At 67.9% G+C, this 17,621-nt stretch carries 23 protein-coding genes; 12 read left to right on the plus strand and 11 right to left on the minus strand.

Features of this window, described 5'->3' with window-relative positions:
• Positions 1 to 126 precede the first annotated feature (126 nt).
• Entirely contained in the window at positions 127 to 1,275 is a 1,149-nt protein-coding gene (locus tag Q0053_RS12620) for a GNAT family N-acetyltransferase (protein ID WP_298100687.1), read from the plus strand.
• Between the two features lie 4 nt (positions 1,276 to 1,279).
• On the opposite strand, the gene Q0053_RS12625 is transcribed toward Q0053_RS12620, so the two are convergent.
• Entirely contained in the window at positions 1,280 to 1,645 is a 366-nt protein-coding gene (locus Q0053_RS12625) for a phage holin family protein (protein WP_298100689.1), read from the minus strand.
• Positions 1,646 to 1,747: 102 nt separating this feature from the next.
• Here Q0053_RS12625 and Q0053_RS12630 point away from each other — a divergent pair, with 102 nt between their 5' ends.
• A complete protein-coding gene (locus Q0053_RS12630; RefSeq protein ID WP_298100691.1) occupies positions 1,748 to 2,185 on the plus strand; it encodes an HIT family protein in 438 nt (145 codons plus the stop codon).
• Between the two features lie 4 nt (positions 2,186 to 2,189).
• Here the strand turns inward: Q0053_RS12630 and Q0053_RS12635 are convergent, their stop codons facing one another.
• A complete protein-coding gene (locus Q0053_RS12635) occupies positions 2,190 to 4,040 on the minus strand; it encodes an ABC transporter transmembrane domain-containing protein (RefSeq protein WP_298100693.1) in 1,851 nt (616 codons plus the stop codon).
• A 132-nt stretch (positions 4,041 to 4,172) separates the two neighbouring features.
• Here Q0053_RS12635 and rpmE point away from each other — a divergent pair, with 132 nt between their 5' ends.
• Positions 4,173 to 4,397 carry a 50S ribosomal protein L31 gene (gene rpmE, locus Q0053_RS12640; RefSeq protein WP_292099241.1) on the plus strand — a complete coding sequence of 75 codons (225 nt, stop codon included), beginning with the start codon at positions 4,173 to 4,175 and terminating at the stop codon, positions 4,395 to 4,397.
• Between the two features lie 175 nt (positions 4,398 to 4,572).
• Positions 4,573 to 6,129 (plus strand): L,D-transpeptidase family protein, encoded by a 1,557-nt coding sequence (locus Q0053_RS12645; RefSeq protein ID WP_298100695.1) that lies wholly within the window; start codon positions 4,573 to 4,575, stop codon positions 6,127 to 6,129.
• A gap of 3 nt (positions 6,130 to 6,132) precedes the next feature.
• On the opposite strand, the gene Q0053_RS12650 is transcribed toward Q0053_RS12645, so the two are convergent.
• Together Q0053_RS12650 and Q0053_RS12655 are read right to left on the minus strand one after the other, a co-directional pair.
• Positions 6,133 to 6,648 carry a DUF1465 family protein gene (locus Q0053_RS12650; protein ID WP_298100696.1) on the minus strand — a complete coding sequence of 172 codons (516 nt, stop codon included), beginning with the start codon at positions 6,646 to 6,648 and terminating at the stop codon, positions 6,133 to 6,135.
• 107 nt (positions 6,649 to 6,755) lie between these two features.
• Positions 6,756 to 6,959, minus strand: coding sequence for a DUF1192 domain-containing protein (locus tag Q0053_RS12655; protein WP_298100698.1), 204 nt, complete (start codon positions 6,957 to 6,959; stop codon positions 6,756 to 6,758).
• Positions 6,960 to 7,041: 82 nt separating this feature from the next.
• Between Q0053_RS12655 and Q0053_RS12660 the strand changes: the two genes are divergently transcribed.
• Positions 7,042 to 8,013 carry an NAD(P)H-quinone oxidoreductase gene (locus tag Q0053_RS12660; RefSeq protein WP_298100700.1) on the plus strand — a complete coding sequence of 324 codons (972 nt, stop codon included), beginning with the start codon at positions 7,042 to 7,044 and terminating at the stop codon, positions 8,011 to 8,013.
• Positions 8,014 to 8,016: 3 nt separating this feature from the next.
• Here the strand turns inward: Q0053_RS12660 and Q0053_RS12665 are convergent, their stop codons facing one another.
• Positions 8,017 to 8,652 (minus strand): beta/gamma crystallin-related protein, encoded by a 636-nt coding sequence (locus Q0053_RS12665; RefSeq protein ID WP_298100702.1) that lies wholly within the window; start codon positions 8,650 to 8,652, stop codon positions 8,017 to 8,019.
• Positions 8,653 to 8,869: 217 nt separating this feature from the next.
• Here Q0053_RS12665 and Q0053_RS12670 point away from each other — a divergent pair, with 217 nt between their 5' ends.
• Positions 8,870 to 9,541, plus strand: coding sequence for a DUF1013 domain-containing protein (locus tag Q0053_RS12670; RefSeq protein WP_298100704.1), 672 nt, complete (start codon positions 8,870 to 8,872; stop codon positions 9,539 to 9,541).
• Between the two features lie 80 nt (positions 9,542 to 9,621).
• On the opposite strand, the gene Q0053_RS12675 is transcribed toward Q0053_RS12670, so the two are convergent.
• A complete protein-coding gene (locus Q0053_RS12675) occupies positions 9,622 to 9,795 on the minus strand; it encodes a DUF465 domain-containing protein (RefSeq protein ID WP_298100706.1) in 174 nt (57 codons plus the stop codon).
• 128 nt (positions 9,796 to 9,923) lie between these two features.
• Between Q0053_RS12675 and Q0053_RS12680 the strand changes: the two genes are divergently transcribed.
• The 3 genes from Q0053_RS12680 to Q0053_RS12690 are packed head-to-tail and all read left to right on the plus strand — an operon-like array spanning position 9,924 to position 11,260.
• The gene (locus Q0053_RS12680; RefSeq protein ID WP_298100817.1) at positions 9,924 to 10,538 is read left to right on the plus strand and encodes a UbiX family flavin prenyltransferase; all 615 of its coding nucleotides are present in this window, start codon (positions 9,924 to 9,926) and stop codon (positions 10,536 to 10,538) included.
• On the plus strand, positions 10,535 to 10,999 hold the full coding sequence (locus tag Q0053_RS12685; RefSeq protein WP_298100708.1) for a TIGR02444 family protein: 465 nt from the start codon (positions 10,535 to 10,537) through the stop codon (positions 10,997 to 10,999). The genes Q0053_RS12680 and Q0053_RS12685 overlap by 4 nt, the downstream gene beginning before the upstream one ends.
• A 36-nt stretch (positions 11,000 to 11,035) precedes the next feature.
• Entirely contained in the window at positions 11,036 to 11,260 is a 225-nt protein-coding gene (locus Q0053_RS12690; RefSeq protein WP_298100710.1) for a DUF465 domain-containing protein, read from the plus strand.
• 8 nt (positions 11,261 to 11,268) lie between these two features.
• Here the strand turns inward: Q0053_RS12690 and Q0053_RS12695 are convergent, their stop codons facing one another.
• Positions 11,269 to 11,832 (minus strand): GGDEF domain-containing protein, encoded by a 564-nt coding sequence (locus Q0053_RS12695; RefSeq protein ID WP_298100712.1) that lies wholly within the window; start codon positions 11,830 to 11,832, stop codon positions 11,269 to 11,271.
• Positions 11,833 to 11,957: 125 nt separating this feature from the next.
• Here Q0053_RS12695 and purE point away from each other — a divergent pair, with 125 nt between their 5' ends.
• A complete protein-coding gene (gene purE, locus Q0053_RS12700; protein ID WP_298100714.1) occupies positions 11,958 to 12,449 on the plus strand; it encodes a 5-(carboxyamino)imidazole ribonucleotide mutase in 492 nt (163 codons plus the stop codon).
• Positions 12,450 to 13,541, plus strand: coding sequence for a 5-(carboxyamino)imidazole ribonucleotide synthase (locus Q0053_RS12705; protein ID WP_298100718.1), 1,092 nt, complete (start codon positions 12,450 to 12,452; stop codon positions 13,539 to 13,541).
• Between the two features lie 192 nt (positions 13,542 to 13,733).
• Here Q0053_RS12705 and Q0053_RS12710 read toward each other — a convergent pair whose 3' ends face one another.
• Entirely contained in the window at positions 13,734 to 14,414 is a 681-nt protein-coding gene (locus Q0053_RS12710) for a COQ9 family protein (protein ID WP_298100720.1), read from the minus strand.
• A 189-nt stretch (positions 14,415 to 14,603) separates the two neighbouring features.
• On the opposite strand from Q0053_RS12710, the gene rpsU reads away from it, so the two are divergent.
• Complete coding sequence (rpsU, locus tag Q0053_RS12715; protein ID WP_298100819.1) at positions 14,604 to 14,861, plus strand: 30S ribosomal protein S21; 258 nt, start codon at positions 14,604 to 14,606, stop codon at positions 14,859 to 14,861.
• 79 nt (positions 14,862 to 14,940) lie between these two features.
• Here rpsU and Q0053_RS12720 read toward each other — a convergent pair whose 3' ends face one another.
• Genes Q0053_RS12720 through Q0053_RS12730 form a run of 3 tightly spaced genes read right to left on the minus strand, consistent with a single transcriptional unit; the run spans position 14,941 to position 17,585 of the window.
• Positions 14,941 to 15,225 (minus strand): hypothetical protein, encoded by a 285-nt coding sequence (locus Q0053_RS12720; protein WP_298100722.1) that lies wholly within the window; start codon positions 15,223 to 15,225, stop codon positions 14,941 to 14,943.
• Positions 15,226 to 15,240: 15 nt separating this feature from the next.
• A complete protein-coding gene (locus tag Q0053_RS12725; protein WP_298100724.1) occupies positions 15,241 to 16,629 on the minus strand; it encodes an ABC transporter permease in 1,389 nt (462 codons plus the stop codon).
• Positions 16,626 to 17,585 carry an ABC transporter ATP-binding protein gene (locus Q0053_RS12730; RefSeq protein ID WP_298100726.1) on the minus strand — a complete coding sequence of 320 codons (960 nt, stop codon included), beginning with the start codon at positions 17,583 to 17,585 and terminating at the stop codon, positions 16,626 to 16,628. Before Q0053_RS12730 ends, Q0053_RS12725 begins: the two co-directional genes overlap by 4 nt.
• Between the last annotated feature and the right edge of the window lie 36 nt (positions 17,586 to 17,621).

The raw sequence follows: 17,621 nt of genomic DNA on the forward strand, positions 1-17,621 counted from the left end.
TTCACCACAACGGGCACGACGAATTCACAACGAACACAACGGTATCTGCACCTGGCTCCGGCCCCGTTGTGCTCGTCGTGATTACGTTGTGTTCGCTGTGATGAACCCGCTCCGCGGGGCATGAGCATGGATTTCCGGATCCAGATCCACAACGCCGTCGCCGATATCGGCCGCGAGGCCTGGGACGCCTGCGCGTCTCCTTTCGGCGACCCTTTCCTCTCCTTCGACTTTCTCGACGCCTGCGAAGCCTCCGGCAGCGCCGTCCCGGAGCAGGGCTGGGCCGGCCGGCACCTGTCGCTGGTCGACGAGACCGGCCGTGTGCTCGGCGTCATGCCCCTCTGGCTCAAGGGCCACAGCCAGGGCGAATATGTCTTCGATCACAGCTGGGCCGACGCCTATCAGCGCGCCGGCGGCCGCTACTATCCGAAACTGCTGTCCGCCGTGCCCTTCACCCCGGTGACGGGCCCCCGCTTCCTCGCCCATCCCGACGCAGATGCCGCCCCGGTGCGTCAGGCCCTGCTGCAGGGCGCGATCGCCCTGACGGAGCAGCTCGGCGTCTCGTCCCTGCACGTCAACTTCCCCACTGAAGGCGACTGGACCGCCATGGGCGAGGCCGGGCTGCTGCTGCGGCAGGACATGCAGTTCGTCTGGCGCAATGACGGCTATGCGACCTTCGAGGACTTCCTCACCGCCCTGTCCGCCAACCGGCGCAAGACCATCCGCCGCGAACGCCGCGAGGCGCAGGCGGGCCTCGACATCAGGGTCCTGACCGGCTCCGACATCGCCGAAACCCACTGGGACGCCTTCTTCGCCTTCTACATGGACACCGGCGCGCGAAAATGGGGCCGGCCCTATCTGACGCGCGACTTCTTCAGCCGCATCGGCGCGACCATGGCCGACCGCATCGCCCTTGTCATGGCCTTCCGCGACGGCGTGGCGATCGCCGGGGCCCTGAATCTGATCGGCCGCGACGCCCTCTATGGCCGCCAGTGGGGCGCGCTGGAGGAGGTCCCCTTCCTCCATTTCGAGCTCTGCTACTACCAGGCCATCGACCTCGCCATTTCGCGCGGCCTGTCGCGCGTCGAGGCGGGGGCGCAAGGGCAGCACAAGATCGCCCGCGGCTACCTGCCCTCCCCGGTCTATTCCGCCCATTTCATCGCCGACCCGGCCCTGCGCGCGCCTGTGGCTCGTTATCTGGACGGCGAACGCCCGGCCGTCGCGGCCGAGATCGACGCCATCACTGCCGAGCTGTCGCCCTTCCGGAGGCCGGACTGACCGATCAGTCGGCCGCCCGTCGCGCCGGGTCCTCGCCGATGAACCAGCCGGCGATCCAGCTGACGATACCGGTGACGATGGCCGCACCGATCCCGGCCCACAGGCCGTCGACCACGAACCCGCCCAGCAGGCTGGCGACCAGACCGATCATCGCCGCATTCACCACCAGCAGAAACAGGCCGAAGGTGACGATGGTCAGCGGGAAGGTCACAAAGGTCAGGATCGGCCGCACCACAGCATTGGCGATCCCCAGCAACAGGGCCGCCGCCAGCAGCGAACCGCTGGACAGGAAATCCACCCCGTCGACGACCCGCGACGCCAGCCAAAGGCCGAAACAGGTGACCAGAAACTGGACGATGAAACGAAGCATGACAGTCTCCCAAATCGCGCCGCACGATAGCGCGAAACGGCGCGGCGGGCTCCCCCAATCCGACGCGACTTGCTACGGTCTCATCGATCCACGGAGCCCATGATGAGCCTCGACGCGCCCTATGACCCCGAAAACATCTTCGCGAAGATCCTGCGCGGCGAGATCCCGTCCGTAAGGGTCTGGGAAGACGCGCATGTGCTGGCCTTCATGGACGTCTTCCCGCAGTCCGAGGGCCATGTCCTGGTCATATCGAAGACCTCGACCGCCCGGACCCTGCTGGAGATCGAGGCCGACGCCCTCGCCCGCCTGACCGCCGCCGTCCAGCGTACGTCACGGGCCGTCGAAAAAGCCCTGCGGCCGGACGGCTTCCAGATCATGCAGTTCAATGGCGCAGCCGGCGGCCAGACCGTCTTCCACCTGCATTTCCACATCATCCCGCGCTGGAGCGACCGGCCGATGAAGGCGCACGGTCAGGGCGGGATGGCTGACGCCGCCGTCCTGCGCACGCTCGCAGACCGGATCGCCGCAGAACTCGACTGAGCGCCTAATCGGCGCGGAACTGCAGCTCGGCCAGATGGGCATACAGGCCGCCCTGGGCCATCAGCGACTGGTGCGTGCCTTCCTGCACCACCCTGCCTTCCTCCATCACCACGATCCGGTCGGCCCGCAGCACCGTGGCCAGCCGGTGGGCGATGACGATGGTGGTCCGACCCTGCATGGCCTGATCCAGCGCCGCCTGCACCAGTCGCTCATTCTCGGCATCCAGCGCGGAGGTCGCTTCGTCCAGCAGCAGGATCGGGGCGTCCCGGACCAGCGCCCGGGCGATGGCCATGCGCTGACGCTGACCGCCGGACAGGCTCTTGCCGCGCTCGCCCAGCGGCGTGTCGAACCCTTCCGGGAGGGCCTCGATAAAGCCCAGGGCCTGCGCCTCGTCGGCCGCAGCGCGAATCTCGCTGTCGCTGGCGCCTTCACGGCCGAAGCGGATGTTTTCATTGGCCGAGCCCGAGAACAGCGGTGCCTCCTGCGAGACCCAGGCGAAGCGGCCGCGTACCGCCACGGGATCCGCGGCGCGCACGTCCACACCGTCCACCGAGACGACGCCGGCCTGCGGATCATAGAAGCGCAGCAGCAGGCGGAAGACCGTGCTCTTGCCGGCCCCGGACGGCCCGACCAGGGCAATCGTCTCGCCCGGCCGCACGGTCAGCGAAAAGCCCTTCAGCGCCGGCAGGTCGGGGCGACCCGGATAGGCAAATTGGACCGCCGACATCGACACCTCACCGGTCGGCGGTTCAGGCAGGATGGTCGGTGTTTCCGGCGGGCGGATCGCCGCTTCCGCGCGCATCAGCTCATCGATCCGTTCCATGGCACCGGCGGCCTTCTGGACATCACCCCAGCTCTCGCCCAGCGCCCCGACCGCCCCGGCTGCGAACACAGAGAGCAGGACGAACTGCAGCAGGGCCCCCGGCGTCATCCGCCCGGCGATCACATCCTGCGCGCCCAGCCAAAGAACCAGGGTCACGCCGCCGAACATCACCACGATGATCATGGCCGTCATCAGGGCCCGCGCCTTCATCCGCACCAGAGAGACGCCGAACGCGGCCTCAACCGCCGCGCCGAACCGGGCGATGGCACTGCTCTCCCGCCCGAAGGCCTGCACCGTCTCGATGGCGTCCACGCTCTCGCCGGCGAACCCGACGGCATTGGCGAAACGGTCCTGGGAGGCCACCGTCAGCGTCCGCACCCTTCGCCCGAACAGGAAGATCGGCCCCAGCAGCACCGGCACCACCAGCAGCACCAGGCCGGTCAGTTTCGGGCTGACAATGAACAGCAGCACGGTCCCGCCGATCAGCGTCAGAAAGTTGCGCAGGGCGAAGGAGACCGAGGTGGTCAGCAGGGTCTCGACCAGGGCGATATCCGTGGTCAGGCGCGAAAGAACCTCACCGGTCCGCATCGCGGCATAGAAGGCCGGGTCAAGCGTCAGTATGCGTCCGAACAGCCCCTTGCGCAGATCGGCGATGACCCGCTCGCCGGTCTTGGTGACGAAATAATAGCGGACTGCGGTGGCGAACCCCAGGAACAGGGCATTGGCTCCCAGCAGCAGGAACCACAGGTTCAGCTGGGCCCCGTCGTTTTCGAAGCCGTTGTCGATGGCACCGCGCGCTGCCGCCGTCAGGGCCAGCGAGGCCGCAGTCGACAGGATCAGCCAGACCCCGGCCATGGCTGCATGAGCCTTGTGCCGCATCGCATAGGGCACCAGTCGGCCCAGCGGCCGGACATCCCGGCGTCGCTCGCGTCGCGCCCCGGCCTCGCTCATCTGCTCGGCCAGCTGGGCCCCGGCACCCGGCCGTCCCCTGATGTCAGCGGCGGTGTCGGCGTGGGGAGTTGCATCTGTCATGACGCGCGCCTCTTGCCCCGGAACGGGCCCCGGTGTAAACGCCGCCGCTCATTCCCGCCCCAGATGGCGGGATTTCTCATTTTCGCGCTCCGACGGTCGGCATCGTCATCGCGCAGAGACCGGACCAGGACCATGAAGGCGGATACCCACCCCGACTACCACTTCATCACCGTCACGATGACCGATGGTACGAGCTACCAGACGCGCTCGACCTACCAGAAGGAAGGTGCCGTCCTGAACCTGGACATCGACCCGCTGACCCACCCGGCCTGGACGGGCGGCAACGCCCATCTGATGGACCGCGGCGGCCGCGTTTCGCGCTTCAACAACAAATTCGCCGGCTTCATCAAGAAGTAGGTCTGACCTCGCGGGCCGGGCTTTCGGGCCACACCCTGCGGCAAGACGTCCTCAAAGGCGTCGGTCTCCGGACCGACGCCTTTCTGTTTGCCTGGAACGCCGATAACATGCCGGCGTTGGCTTCGGGGGCGTGGACGTGGGGTCCCGTGTCGAAGCGGGCAAAGAGATCCTGACGATGAATCGACGGCAACTGGGACTTGGCGCGGCCGTGTCGGCCTTGGTGTCCGCCATCGGATTCGCGGCCCGGGCCCAGACCCGTGATTCAGGTGCCGTCGCCTTCTACAACAGTTTCAACGATCAGCTGGATCGCCTGCCCGCAACGCTCCAGCCCGATGTCAGGGCCTTCTATGAGTTGAACGGCTGGCGCCCGGTCTGGACGCCCGAGCGCCTGCGCATGCTCCAGGCCGCCGCCGGCCGCGCCGAACGCCATGGTCTGTCACAGGGCGACTATTTCGACTTCGCGGCCCTCGCCGCAGTGCCCGACGCGGCCGATATGCGGACCACAGCCGCAGCCATCGCCTATGGCCGCGTTCTCGCCGAAGGCCGGGTTCGCCCCGAGACCGTCGAGGACCTCTGGGAGATGCAGAAGAACCGCGTCGATCTGCCAGTCGGGCTGAACGACGCGCTCGCCGGGAACCGCCTGCTCGACTGGTTCGAAGGACTGGCACCGACCGACATCGGCTATTCCAACCTCTCCGCCGGCTATGTCCGTTATCGCAAACTGATCCGTGAGGGCGGCTGGCCGGTCTTCCGCCAGGGGCCAACCATCGAGCCGGGGATGAGCGATGTCCGCATTCCGGCCCTGATCCAGCGACTGGTCGCCGAGGGGGACCTGTCCGCCGCCGACGGTGCGCGCCTGACCGCCCAGGGCATCGTCTACGGTCCCGAGCTGCAGGCTGCAGTCCGTGGATTCCAGGCCCGCCACGGCCTCCTGGCAGACGGCCGGATCGGCACCGGCAGCCAGCGTTCGCTCTCGGCCTCGGCAGAAGACCGGGCCCGCCAGATCGCCCTCAACCTCGAACGCCGCCGCTGGCTGAAGCGCGAGGTGTCTCCCGAGCGGATCGAGGTCAACACCGCGGCCGCCATCATGGTCTACTGGAAGGACGGCCGCCCGGTTCACTCCAACCGTGTCGTCTGCGGCGCCCCGTCGACCCAGACGCCCAGTCTCGAGAAGCCGTTCGCCTCCGTCGTGGCCAATCCGCCCTGGTATGTGCCCGCATCGATCGCCCGCACCGAGATCCTGCCGCGCGGCCCCGCCTATCTGGCCAGCCAGAACATGTACATCCAGAACGGCACGGTCATTCAGCGCGCCGGCCCCACCGCTGCCCTCGGCTATGTGAAGTTCGAGCTGCGGGACAGCTACGCCATCTTCCTGCACGACACCCCGTCCAAGGCGGCCTTCAACCTGGCCATGCGCCAACGCAGCCATGGCTGCGTCCGGGTTCAGGACGCCGTCGAGTTCGCCCGCCTGCTTCTGTCGCCCGATCCGACCCTGCTGGCCCAGTTCGACACCGCCCAGGACACGCGTCAGACCCGACGCATATCGACGGGCCGCGAGATCAGCGTCCGCCTGCTGTACTGGACCGCCTTCGTCGACGGCCAGGGCCGCGTCGCCTTCCGTGAGGATGTCTATGAGCGGGACGCCAGACTCGCCGAAGCCCTCGGCATCGCCATCAGCCTGCCGCGACCGGTCAATGACGGGGCGCGGGTGGCGAACGACGTCGGGCCGTAGGGCCTAGATCCGGAAAGCCGCCGTCAGCCGATCCAGCTGGCTCCGCACCGGATTGACCGCGTCCTCTTCCGTCACATCCAGATACATGCGGCGGTCCAGATGCAGGACCCGGTCATACAGCTTCTCGGTACGGACCAGGTATTCGACCAGGGCGATCGGCAACTCCGGGTGGCTCGCTTCGGTCGCCGTCGTGCGGTCGGCAAGGCGATAGCGTGAATCGCAGGCGCCTTCGGCCGTCATGTCGCCCTCACGCACGGCCCGCTGCACCAGCAGCCACGAGGCGATCTGCATCAGCCGCGTGGTGAGTTTCATGCTCTCGCCTGCGTAAAGCAGCGCGGTGGAACGCGACAACAGCTTGGATTCCCGGCGACCGTCACCGTCGAGATAGGAGGCCGTCTCTTCAACCAGCTCCATCCCTTCCTGGAAGGTGCGGTCGAACAGTTCCGAACGCGCAAAATCGTCCACGACCGCAGCACGGCTGCGGCCTGTTGGCGAAAGCGGGGTGGCGTCAACAGACATGGATTCAACCAGACTCACGGGACAGGCGTATCCCTATCACGACCGGCACGGCATGGCGCGGACCGTCCACGGTGTGCAACGGCCATGCCACACGCCGGCCGACAGGGTTAAGAGCGGAAATTGAACATGGCATCAGCCGCATTGCGTTGCGAAGACTTGCCCTCGATGGCGGCCCGGGAGCGCTCAATCTCGGCCTGCAGCCCGGCGATCCGTTGCTGCAGGTCCTCGACGGAATAACCGTCCAGGTCCTCGCGCGTCAGGGCCACCAAAGGTGCGCCGCGCGCCGCACGGGGCTCCAGATCCTCGAACATCACAGCCTCCTCGTGGTCATTCGTCACGCAACGCCCTATTTCAACGCCCGGATACGGACGATTGCAAGAACGGGACAGGCGAATGCGCATAGTCGAGATCACCGGCGGTTCCGGTCCGGCCGGCGCACTGGTTCCGGGCGAACGCCCCGATCCGGTCGCCGGTCCGGGCCAGATCCGCATCCGCGTGCACGCAGCCGGGGTCAACCGGCCTGACATCCTGCAGCGCATGGGCTTCTATCCGGCACCGGCGGGTGCGTCGGACATCCTGGGACTGGAGGTCGCCGGCGAGGTCGATCAACTCGGCGACGGCGTAAGCCGCTGGAAGGTCGGAGACCGCGTCTGTGCGCTTCTGGGCGGGGGCGGCTATGCGGAATTCGCCCTGGTGGATGCCCGCCACGCCCTGCCCCTGCCCTCCGACCTTGATTTCATCGCGGCGGCGGGGCTGCCCGAAACGCTCTGCACCGTCTTTGCCAATGTCTTTGAATCCGGCTCACTGAAGGCGGGGGAAACCCTGCTCATCCACGGTGCCACCAGCGGTATCGGGGTCACTGCGATACAGATGGCAAGGGCGGCCGGCGCCAGGGTCATCGCCACCTCCCGGGGGGCCGCCAAGGCCGGGGCGGCACGCCGTCTCGGCGCCGACCTCAGCCTCGACGCCACCGCAGATGACATGGAGGCGGCGATCCGGACGTTCGGGGGCGCGGACGTCGTCCTGGACATGGTCGGGGCCGACTATGCCGTTCTTAACCAGGCCACCCTGAACCCCTTCGGCCGCTGGGTAGTCATCGCCACCCAGTCAGGTGCCCTGGCCCAGGTCGACCTGGCAAGGCTGATGATGAAACGGATCATCCTGACCGGCTCCACCCTTCGCCCCCGGTCGGCTGACGAAAAGGCCAGACTGATCGCTGCGGTCGAAGCCACGGCCTGGCCATGGGTTGCGTCCGGCGCGGTCCGGCCGCCGGTTGAGGCGACCTTTCCGCTCGATCAGGCATCGGCCGCCCACCTCCGGCTGGAGGCGGGCGGCCATGTCGGCAAGATCGTGCTGACGGTCTGAGACCTACCAGCGACCGCCGCCCCGAACCGGACGCAGCGACGAGATGCGGTCGTTCATGCCCCAGCGCTGCAGGTTGCGAACGTCGCCGCGGAAAGTCTGGCAGAACCCGCGATAGTAGGCGTCGGTGCAGGCTTCCCACTCACCCTGGAACCGCATCGAACTGATGGCGTCGTTGAAGCCCGTATTGGCCAGGTTCGGCATCTCATTGTCGAACCGGAAGCTGGGGCCGCGGTATTCGGAGTCGCGGAAGATGGTCACAGAGTTTCGCCCGCCGCCGCCCCAACCGCCGCCACCACCACCGCCCCAGCCGCCGCCGCCGCCACCGCCACCGCCACCGCCACCGCCACCGCCACCGCGGTCTTCAAACTCACCGCGGTTCGGGCCGCAAACCAGCAGCCCGTCGTTGTTGCGAATCTCAAAATCGGTGCAGCGGTTCAGCTCGATCGAGGTTTCGCGAATGTTGCCGCGGTTGTTTCGGCAATCGGCATAAAGCCGGCCCCGGTTCACATATTCACCACTGCAGCTGTCGCGATAGTCACCGCGCGGGGCACCCCGCTCGGGACCGCCGGGGATCTGCGGAGCGAACTCCTGCCCGGCACCTGTAACGACCGCAGCGGCGGCCAGCATTTCGATCAGCATGGCAGTTCCTCCCGTGTATTCGATCCCGACGCACAACGCGTCTGTGAGGGGACTGTTGCAATGGCTGGATGAACCTCGGCTGTATGCGTTTGTCGGGTTCCGTTTTCTTTTCCGGCGAATGGGACTATATCGCGGTCAACAACGCCCGGTCGAAAGGCCGGGCGCCGTCGTATCCAGAGCCCGGTTTTCGGGCTCAAACAAGAACCGGAATGCCCCCATGACCGACATCCTGATGCCCAAGGCCACCGCGGTCTGGCTGGTCGACAACACCTCCCTGACCTTCGAGCAGATCGCCGACTTCTGTGGTCTTCATCCGCTGGAAGTGCGCGGTATCGCCGATGGCGATGTGGCCCGGGACATCCGCGGTGCCGATCCGCTGGTCAATGGCCAGCTGACCCGCGAGGAACTGGACAAGGCCCAGAATGACGACACCTATCGCATGCAGGCCGTCGTCAGCCGCCACGCCGAACTGCTGAAGGTGCACAAGGCACCGCCGAAATACACGCCGGTCTCGCGCCGCCAGGACCGCCCGGACGCCATCATGTGGTTCGTTCGCAACCACCCCGAGGTGACCGACGCCCAGATCGCCAAGATGCTCGGCACCACCAAATCGACCATCGAGAGCGTGCGGAACCGCACCCACTGGAACAGCCCGAACATCAAGCCGGTCGATCCCGTGACGCTCGGCCTGGTCGGCCAGCTGGCCCTGGACGAACTGGTCCGCAAGGCTGCCGAAAAGAAGGCGAAGGACGACGCCAAAAAGGGCGGCGCCACCCTCCAGGCCGTCGACGCCCCGGCCGAGCCGGTCGAGGAGGAATTCGTGCCGGAAGCCCGCGAACGCCGCGGTGCCGAACCGACCGCCGCCTCGGTGTTCGGCTCCAGGGACTGAGCATTCCTCCCCCACCGGGGGAGGAACAAAAACGGCCCCGGGATCGCTCCCGGGGCCGTCGTCATTTCGGGAGGCTGCCGCTAGCCGGTGCGGGCCTCCAGACTGGTGATCTGTTCCTTGAGCCGGAGCTTTTGCTGCTTGAGCTCCCTCACGCGAAGCGAGTCCGTTGCCGGGTGAGTGGTCTCCCGCCGGATGGTTTCATCCAGGCTGCGGTGACGGTTTCCCAGTTCGCGGATACGAGCTTCGATGGTCATGGCTTGCGCCTCCATGTCTAAGGGACCACTAGATTGAGCGCCCGGCTTGCCCGGCTGTAGAATCACATTCCGGTGAGCCGCCGGACGTCCGCACACGGACCACCCTGGAGCCCCAATTGGCCGAAGCTGTGAACGGAGCCGCACGGAACCCTTCCGAAAGCGCTCCACAGAGACTGATCGTCGGAATTTCCGGAGCATCCGGCGTCACTTACGGCGTCCGGGTGCTGGATGCCCTGCGCGAGCTGGGCGTCGAGAGCCACCTTGTGGTCACCCGCGCCGCCCTGCTGACCTTGTCTCAGGAGACCGAACTGTCGGCCGACGACCTGCTCGGCCGCGCCGACGTGTCGCACAGGCTCAACGACGTCGGGGCGACGATCGCCTCGGGCTCGTTCCGGACCATGGGCATGATCATCGCGCCCTGTTCGGTCCGCACCATGAGCGAGATTGCCACCGGCGTGACCTCGACCCTGCTGACCCGGGCGGCCGATGTGGTGCTGAAGGAGCGCCGTCCGCTGGTCCTGATGGTCCGCGAGACGCCCCTGCATCTCGGCCATCTGCGCACCATGACCGCCCTGGCCGAGATGGGCGCGATCATCGCCCCGCCCCTGCCCGCCTTCTATTCGAAGCCCGCCTCGATCGCCGAGATGGTCGACCAGTCCGTCGGTCGCGCCCTCGACCTGTTCGGCCTCGACTGGTCCGCCGTCCGGCGCTGGGATGGCCTCAAGGGACCCTCGGCCGAATGAGCCTTTGGGACTGGGCGCTGACGGCCTATGCCGCCGAAGGGGTCGCCGACGCCTGCCTGGAGCTGCAGGACGCCGCCGGCCAGAACATACCCCTGCTGCTCTGGGCCGCCTGGTGCGCCCATACGGGGCGCACGCTGGACGAGGACGCCCTGGAAGCCGCCGGCGACACCGCCCGCGCCTGGCAGGAGACCGCCATTGGCCCGCTGCGTGCCGTGCGCCGGGCCCTGAAGGCCCGCGCGCCTGACCTCGACGACACCGATCGCGAAGCCGTCCGGGCCCAGGTCAAGGCGGTGGAGCTGGAGGCCGAGCGCCGCCTGCTGATCGCGCTCGAAAAACTCTCCCCCGCCCCCAGCGGCCTGTCGCAGCCGCCGATCAACGCCATGGTGGCAGCGGCCCGGGTCTGGTCGCCGATGACCCCGCGCGCCGGACTGGTCCGGCTCGCGGACCGCCTTCCGGCCTGACGCAACGCACAGTATGATGTTCCGACAGGGCCCGACATGAACGACGACGAACCTTTTCTGAGCGAGGAAGAGCTGGCGATGCACGCCCGGCTCAAGGCGCTTCAGCTCGAGCACGCCGATCTCGATGCCTCGATCGAGGCGCTCGGCCTCATGCCCGTGCCGGATCAGCTGATGATTGCGCGGCTGAAGCGGAAAAAGCTGCTGCTTCGGGACGAGATTTCAAAGATCGAGGCTCGTATCCTCCCCGACATCATCGCCTGACAGCGGCCTCAGCGCCCCTTCTTGCGAACCCACATGGCCGCGTCGGCCTCGGCCAGCCAGACCTCGGGATCGGTTTGGGCAGCAAAGGCCCGGACGCCGAACGAACCGCCCAGCGAGGCCTTGGCCCCGGCCCAGACGAAACCGTCCACTTCCAGGGCCGTCGCCAGTCTCTGGGCCTTGTCCCGGCCTTCCTCGACGCCGGCATTCAGCATCAACAGCCCGAACTCGTCGCCGCCCAGCCGACCGACGGCGTCCGATTCGCGCAGATTGGCGCGCAACAGCTCGGCCACCTGCACCAGGGCGGCATCACCCGCCGCATGGCCGAGGGTGTCATTGACCGTCTTGAAGCCGTCGAGATCCAGATAGAGCAGCACCGCCGGCACCTGATGGCGCTGGCAGAAGGCCATGGCGCTGCGCAGGGCCGAGACGAAGCCACGCCGGTTCAACGCCGGCGTCAGCACATCGTGATCCGCTGCGGCCTCAGCCGCCTCGGCCCGCAGGCGCAGGGCCTCGACCTCGGCGCGCAGGCGCTCGATCTCGGCGTGGGGGTCGGTAACGGCCGCGTCAGTCACGAGCGATAGGGGCTCCCCGGCCGACGACTCAATACGCCGGACCACCAATGAGCCTAACGCCGTCGGTTGCGGGCGCAACGCGAGTCCTGTATCGCGCCGCTTTCCCGCGAAAAGGGCGCGCATCGATGGCGACCGAGACTCCCCCCGTGGCGATCATCATGGGCAGCCGCTCGGACTGGCCGACGATGAAACACGCCGCCGATGCCCTCGACCGGCTGGGTGTCGCCTGGGAGGCTCGCGTGGTCAGCGCCCACCGCACGCCCAAACGCCTGTTCGACTTCGCCACCGGCGCCCGCGCCGCGGGCTTCAAGGTCATCATCGCCGGTGCGGGCGGTGCAGCCCACCTGCCCGGCATGGCCGCCTCCATGACCGAACTGCCGGTGCTCGGCGTGCCGGTGGAATCGAAGGCGCTCAAGGGCATGGACAGCCTGCTGTCGATCGCCCAGATGCCCGGCGGCGTCCCCGTCGCCACCTTGGCCATCGGCGAGCCCGGCGCGAAGAACGCCGGCATTCTCGCGGCCCAGATCCTCGCCCTTTCGGACCCGATCCTGGCCGGACGCCTGACCGCCTTCCGCGAGGCCCAGACCGAGGCCGTGCACGAAACGGTCGAGGACTGAGTGACCGACGCCGTATCCCCCCTGCCCCTGCCGCCCGGTTCGACCCTCGGCATCCTCGGCGGCGGCCAGCTGGGCCGGATGCTGAGTCAGGCCGCCTCGCGCCTCGGCTTCAATGTCGTCATCCTCGACCCGGAGGAGAACAGCCCCGCCGGGCGCGTGTCCCAGGGCCAGATCGTCGCCGCCTATGACAATCCCACCGCCCTGACCGTGCTCGGCCGGACCTGCCAGGCGGTGACCTTCGAGTTCGAGAACGTCCCCGCCGGCTCGGTCGAACGCCTGATCGAGGGCGGCGCGGTCGTCGCACCCGGCCCCCGGGCCCTCGCGGTGGCGCAGGATCGCGTCGAGGAGAAGACCTTCCTCAACAGCGTCGGGGCCACGACCGTTGCCTTTGCGGTCATCGACAGCCTCGAGGACCTTCGCCACGCCGTCGACCGGATGGGCGTCCCGGCCCTGCTCAAGACCCGCCGCGAGGGCTATGACGGCAAGGGCCAGGTCTGGATCAAGACCGCCGCCGATGTGGCCAAGGCATGGAAGACCATCGGCGGCCGCCCCGCCATCCTCGAGGCCCGGGCCGCATTCGAGCGCGAACTGTCGGTGATCTGCGCCCGCGGCCGCGACGGTGCCGTCGCCGTCTATCCGCTGGGTGAGAACGTCCACAAGGGCGGCGTCCTCAAGACGACCATCGCGCCCGCAAAGGTCGATGCCCGGACCGAGGCCCGCGCCCACGCCATCGCCGTCGCCATCCTCGAAGGGCTGGACTATGTCGGGGTGATCGGCATCGAACTGTTCGACCTCGGCAGCGGCCTGCTGCTGGTCAATGAGATCGCGCCGCGCGTCCACAACACCGGTCACTGGACCCAGGACGGCTGCGTCTGCGACCAGTTCGAACAGCATATCCGCGCCCTCGCCGGCTGGCCGCTGGGCCCGACCACCGCCCACGCCCGGGTCGAGATGACCAATCTGCTGGGCGACGACGTCAACAAATGGGACGCCCTGTCCGCCAAACCCGACGCTCGCCTGCACCTCTACGGCAAGGCCGAAGCCCGCAAGGGCCGCAAGATGGGCCATGTGAACCGGGTGAAGGGGCTCTAACGCGCCCTCATGCTTTCGTCATTCCGGGCGAAGCGCAGCGAAGACCCGGAACCCAGCGGCGCGCGTGAGCGCGAAACTGTCGGGAGCACTGGTGTTTGAAAAAGCAAACAGTGGTGTTTCGCCGCCGTCGCGGCGCCGCTGGGTTCCGGGTCTCCGAGCCGCTGCGCGCCTCTCCGCCCGGAATGACGATAGCTACTGAGGAACCTTCGCCCCGTACCGCATCCGGCTCAGCATATCCGTGACCGTCTTCAGCGGCGCATCGAAATCCTTGCCCGCCTTCCATTTCTCGAAGGCCATGACGTTCTCGATCCGGGCGGCGACGAACGCCTCCGCCGCCTCGCGGCCGTCGAACCAGCGCATGGTCAGGGCCGGGATCAGGATGCCCGACAGGATCGCCCGCTTGGAATAGTGGTTCCAGTCCGTCGCCGTGTCCCCGGCCCAGTGCCAAAGGTGGTCGGCGCTCCCCCAGGCCAGCTTCAGCCCCAGGTCGGCGTTCATCGGCAGGGCCAGGAAGGCGGCGCAGCGCCGCGTGGCCTCCAGATCGGCCGCCCCCGCCTCCATCCGCGCCGATACGGCCGCCGCGATCCGCTCCCGAATCTTCAGAGCCCCGGCATCGACCTCGCCCAGCGCCGCCAGCGCCCGGTCGTCATGCCGCCGCGACAGCAGGGCCGCCAGGTCGCGAGCGCCATTGGGCAGCAGCAGTTCCTCATCCCCCCGCGACAGGCCGCAGGCCTCACAGGCGGCGCGCACCAGGCCGCTGTTCCAGCCCAGCCGGGGCGCGAGACCCAGGGCGGCGTCCAGAACGGTCTGTTCCATGCGGTCGGCCCAGTCTCCCCCGGGCGTCTCGTTCGACAGGTGTGGCGCATCGGTCATGGCGGCAGCATATCCCCGTCCGGCGGGCGTTTCGAGGCCTGAGATAGACGCGCGACGATCTGGACAGGCAGGGGGCGAACGTGTATCAGCCCGCCTTCATCCGCAGACCCCGTCTGCCGGACCGAGATTTTATTTGTCTGCCCGTCTCCCTTTCGAGGTGCGCGGCGGGCGGCCAAAGGAGAGTTCAACCTGGTACAGATTTTCGTTCGCGATAATAACGTCGATCAAGCGCTCAAGGCCCTCAAGAAGAAAATGCAGCGCGAAGGCAGCTTCCGCGAGATGAAGCGCCACGTGCACTACGAGAAGCCCTCGGAGAAGCGCGCCCGCCAGAAGGCCGAGGCTGTTCGCCGCGCCCGCAAACTGGCCCGCAAGCGCATGCAGCGCGAAGGCCTGCTGCCGCCGCCGAAGCCCCGGGTTCCGGGCGTGGGCGGTCCGGGCCGCGGTTAAGCCGCTCGACACCGAACGAAACGATCAAGGGCCGCCCCGGAAAACCGGAGCGGCCCTTTTTCTTGCCCGGAGCCGGACGTTACGCGTCGGCAGGGACGAAATGAAACTCGATCAGGAACACGCGCGTCCCCGCGCCGTGCTTCGCCGTCTTCAACAGATCGACGAGACCCTCGAACCCCGAGTCACGGGCCATTTCCGGAGTCACGTCGGCGATCGCCATCTCCCGCACGGCCTCGATCTCGATCCAGCCGCCGTCCATGGCGTAACGCTTGCCCACGCCGACGCGGGCCGAACGCCAGATCCGGACGCTTGTGGTGACCTCCCCGCTCCTGACTCGCGGACGAAGGGCTTTCAGGAACTGCATGGGCGAAGGCTACGCCTACTTCCCCCCGCCCCGGATCGCGCCGGCAAAGCCCCGCCAGCTCAGCTTGACGTCCGACAGCGCCCCTGCCCGGAACGCCCGGCCGGCGATCCAGACCATCAGCAGGGCGAAGGCGAACATGCCCGCCATGGTGCCGACGACCTCGATCATCGGCGGCTCGGACGGGGCGCGGGCGCTCATCAGGAAGGGGGTGAAGAAGGGGATCCACGACAGGATCTGCACCACCGGCGAGTCGGGCGTCTGCGCGGCCATGACCATGACCAGGATCGGCACCGTCAGGACCATCATGATCGGCCCCATCAGCGTCTGTGCGTCGCGTGGCGTCTCGCAGAAGGCCCCGATCGCCGCGAACAGCACCGCGTACATCAGATAGCCGCCGACGGCATAGGCGATGAAATAGCCCAGCATGCCGCCATCGAGCAGGACATCGCCGACCATGGCCGCCGTCTCCGCATTGGCGGCCAGCAGGCCGAAGGTTCCGATCCCGCCCCAGACCAGCATCACCGTGCCGGTCAGCATCGCCACCCCCAGCACCTTGCCCGTCAGGATCTCGGTCGCCGAGGCCGAGGACAGCAGGACCTCGAGGATCTTGTTCGCCTTCTCCTCCATCACACTGTTCAGAAGGATGGAGGCCCCGGTGATCACCAGCGACCAGAGCAGGAAGCCGGACACGAGGCCGATGATCGTGGGAAGCCGGTCGCGGAACGACACCTCGCCCCCGGTCGCGGACTTCGGCGACAGGGCGGTGATGTCCGGGCGGAACCGCTCGGTCTCCTCAACCACGGCGGCATTGATCCCGGCCTGTTCAAAGGCTTCACGCCGGTTGGCGTCTTTCAGGGCGTCGCGGACGAAGTCCTCGACCGTGTCGTCGGTCGCCCGGCGGGTCCAGACCCGCGCAGTCGGCTTGCCGTCGATACGGTTCAGCAGCACCACCGAATCCAGCTGGTCGGCCTCCGGCACTGCATCCCCGAGATAGCGGCGCACGATCGCCTCCCGCGCCTCCCCCGGCGTGGCCGCGGCCAGATCCGCCGGGGTCGCCACAATCCTCAGACGCAGCCCCGCCAGCCGGTTCAGCGCCTGTCCGGCGGCCGAGGCCCCGGCCTGGCCGCCCTGTTTTTCCGCCTCGGCCGCAGCCTCGGCCATCCGCGCCGCGCGCCGTTCCTGTTCCTGCCGTACGGCCCCCTGGACCGCCGCCGCCAGCCCCTGGGCCTGCGGCCCCTCTTCCAGCACGACCACATTGCGCACCGGCTCAGCCGACATCATCAGGGCCGGCAACACACCGCCCAGCACGGCAAACAGGGGGAAGGCCAGCAGCGACAGCCAGAAGCCCACCGTCTTGGCATAGGCGCCGTACTCCCGGCGCGCGATCAGCAGGATGCGTTTCATCGGGCAGCCTCCGCGCCGGCCTTCACCGACTGGTCGATATCGGGATGATCCCCCGTCAGACTGATGAAGGCGTCATGCAGGGTGGGTTCGCGCAATTCGAACCGGCGCACATCCAGCCCGCCGAGGAAGGCCGCCTTCAGCGCCTCCTGACCCCGACCGCCCTGCCCCAGGGCCGCCTTGAGCACCCGCACGCCGTCCTGTTCGGACACCACCTCGACGCCGCTGACGCCCGGCAGGGTCGCTGCCTGGGCAGCCTCGATCGCGCCTTCCAGTTCGAGGAACCGTTTCGAGGTCGCCTGCGCCTCGGCCACCGTGCCCTCGAACGCCTTCTGGCCCCGCGCCAGCAGGACGACCTTGTCGCACAGCCGTTCGGCGTGCTGCATCACATGGGTCGAGAACAGCACCGTGGCGCCGTCCGCCGCCAGCTTCCGGATCATCGCCTCCAGCCCCTGCTGGTTGACCGGGTCGAGGCCAGAGAACGGCTCGTCGAGGATCACGAACTCCGGCCGGTGCACTACGGAAGCGATCAGCTGGACTTTCTGGGCCATCCCCTTGGACAGCTCCTTCATCTTCTTGTTCCGGGACGCGCCCAGACCCTGGGCGTCCAGCATCTCGCGCGCCCGCTTGCGTCCCTCGCCGGTCGGCAGGCCCTTCAGGGCACCGAAGAAGGCGATGGCGTCGACCGGGGTCATCTTCTTGTAGAGGCCGCGCTCCTCCGGCAGGAAGCCGATCCGGTCGCGCACCTTGCGGCCGTCGTCAGCACCGAGAATGTCGATGCGGCCGGCGCTGGCGGCCTGCAGGCCAAGGATCATGCGCAGCGTCGAGGTCTTGCCGGCACCGTTCGGGCCCAGAAAGCCGCAGATGGTGCCTTTCTCGACCTGAAAGCTCAGATCGCGCACGGCCTGGAAGTCGCCGTATCGTTTGCTCACCCCTTCGAGCGTCAACGCCGCCGCCATGATCTCTCCATCCCGTGCCTGTCTGATGGATACAGG

It is taken from the genome of Brevundimonas sp., from assembly GCF_027487935.1.
GTDB lineage: Bacteria > Pseudomonadota > Alphaproteobacteria > Caulobacterales > Caulobacteraceae > Brevundimonas.

Coding starts and splice junctions, on each gene's coding strand:
- Q0053_RS12720 (WP_298100722.1), bottom strand. CDS start 15,225: ATGCAGTTCCTGAAAGCCCTTCGTCCGCGAGTCAGGAGCGGGGAGGTC.
- Q0053_RS12675 (WP_298100706.1), bottom strand. CDS start 9,795: ATGACCATCGAAGCTCGTATCCGCGAACTGGGAAACCGTCACCGCAGC.
- Q0053_RS12620 (WP_298100687.1), top strand. CDS start 127: ATGGATTTCCGGATCCAGATCCACAACGCCGTCGCCGATATCGGCCGC.
- Q0053_RS12650 (WP_298100696.1), bottom strand. CDS start 6,648: ATGTCTGTTGACGCCACCCCGCTTTCGCCAACAGGCCGCAGCCGTGCT.
- Q0053_RS12730 (WP_298100726.1), bottom strand. CDS start 17,585: ATGGCGGCGGCGTTGACGCTCGAAGGGGTGAGCAAACGATACGGCGAC.
- Q0053_RS12625 (WP_298100689.1), bottom strand. CDS start 1,645: ATGCTTCGTTTCATCGTCCAGTTTCTGGTCACCTGTTTCGGCCTTTGG.
- Q0053_RS12655 (WP_298100698.1), bottom strand. CDS start 6,959: ATGTTCGAGGATCTGGAGCCCCGTGCGGCGCGCGGCGCACCTTTGGTG.
- Q0053_RS12685 (WP_298100708.1), top strand. CDS start 10,535: ATGAGCCTTTGGGACTGGGCGCTGACGGCCTATGCCGCCGAAGGGGTC.
- Q0053_RS12630 (WP_298100691.1), top strand. CDS start 1,748: ATGAGCCTCGACGCGCCCTATGACCCCGAAAACATCTTCGCGAAGATC.
- Q0053_RS12690 (WP_298100710.1), top strand. CDS start 11,036: ATGAACGACGACGAACCTTTTCTGAGCGAGGAAGAGCTGGCGATGCAC.
- Q0053_RS12645 (WP_298100695.1), top strand. CDS start 4,573: ATGAATCGACGGCAACTGGGACTTGGCGCGGCCGTGTCGGCCTTGGTG.
- Q0053_RS12725 (WP_298100724.1), bottom strand. CDS start 16,629: ATGAAACGCATCCTGCTGATCGCGCGCCGGGAGTACGGCGCCTATGCC.
- rpmE (WP_292099241.1), top strand. CDS start 4,173: ATGAAGGCGGATACCCACCCCGACTACCACTTCATCACCGTCACGATG.
- purE (WP_298100714.1), top strand. CDS start 11,958: ATGGCGACCGAGACTCCCCCCGTGGCGATCATCATGGGCAGCCGCTCG.
- Q0053_RS12660 (WP_298100700.1), top strand. CDS start 7,042: ATGCGCATAGTCGAGATCACCGGCGGTTCCGGTCCGGCCGGCGCACTG.
- Q0053_RS12670 (WP_298100704.1), top strand. CDS start 8,870: ATGACCGACATCCTGATGCCCAAGGCCACCGCGGTCTGGCTGGTCGAC.
- Q0053_RS12665 (WP_298100702.1), bottom strand. CDS start 8,652: ATGCTGATCGAAATGCTGGCCGCCGCTGCGGTCGTTACAGGTGCCGGG.
- Q0053_RS12710 (WP_298100720.1), bottom strand. CDS start 14,414: ATGACCGATGCGCCACACCTGTCGAACGAGACGCCCGGGGGAGACTGG.
- Q0053_RS12635 (WP_298100693.1), bottom strand. CDS start 4,040: ATGACAGATGCAACTCCCCACGCCGACACCGCCGCTGACATCAGGGGA.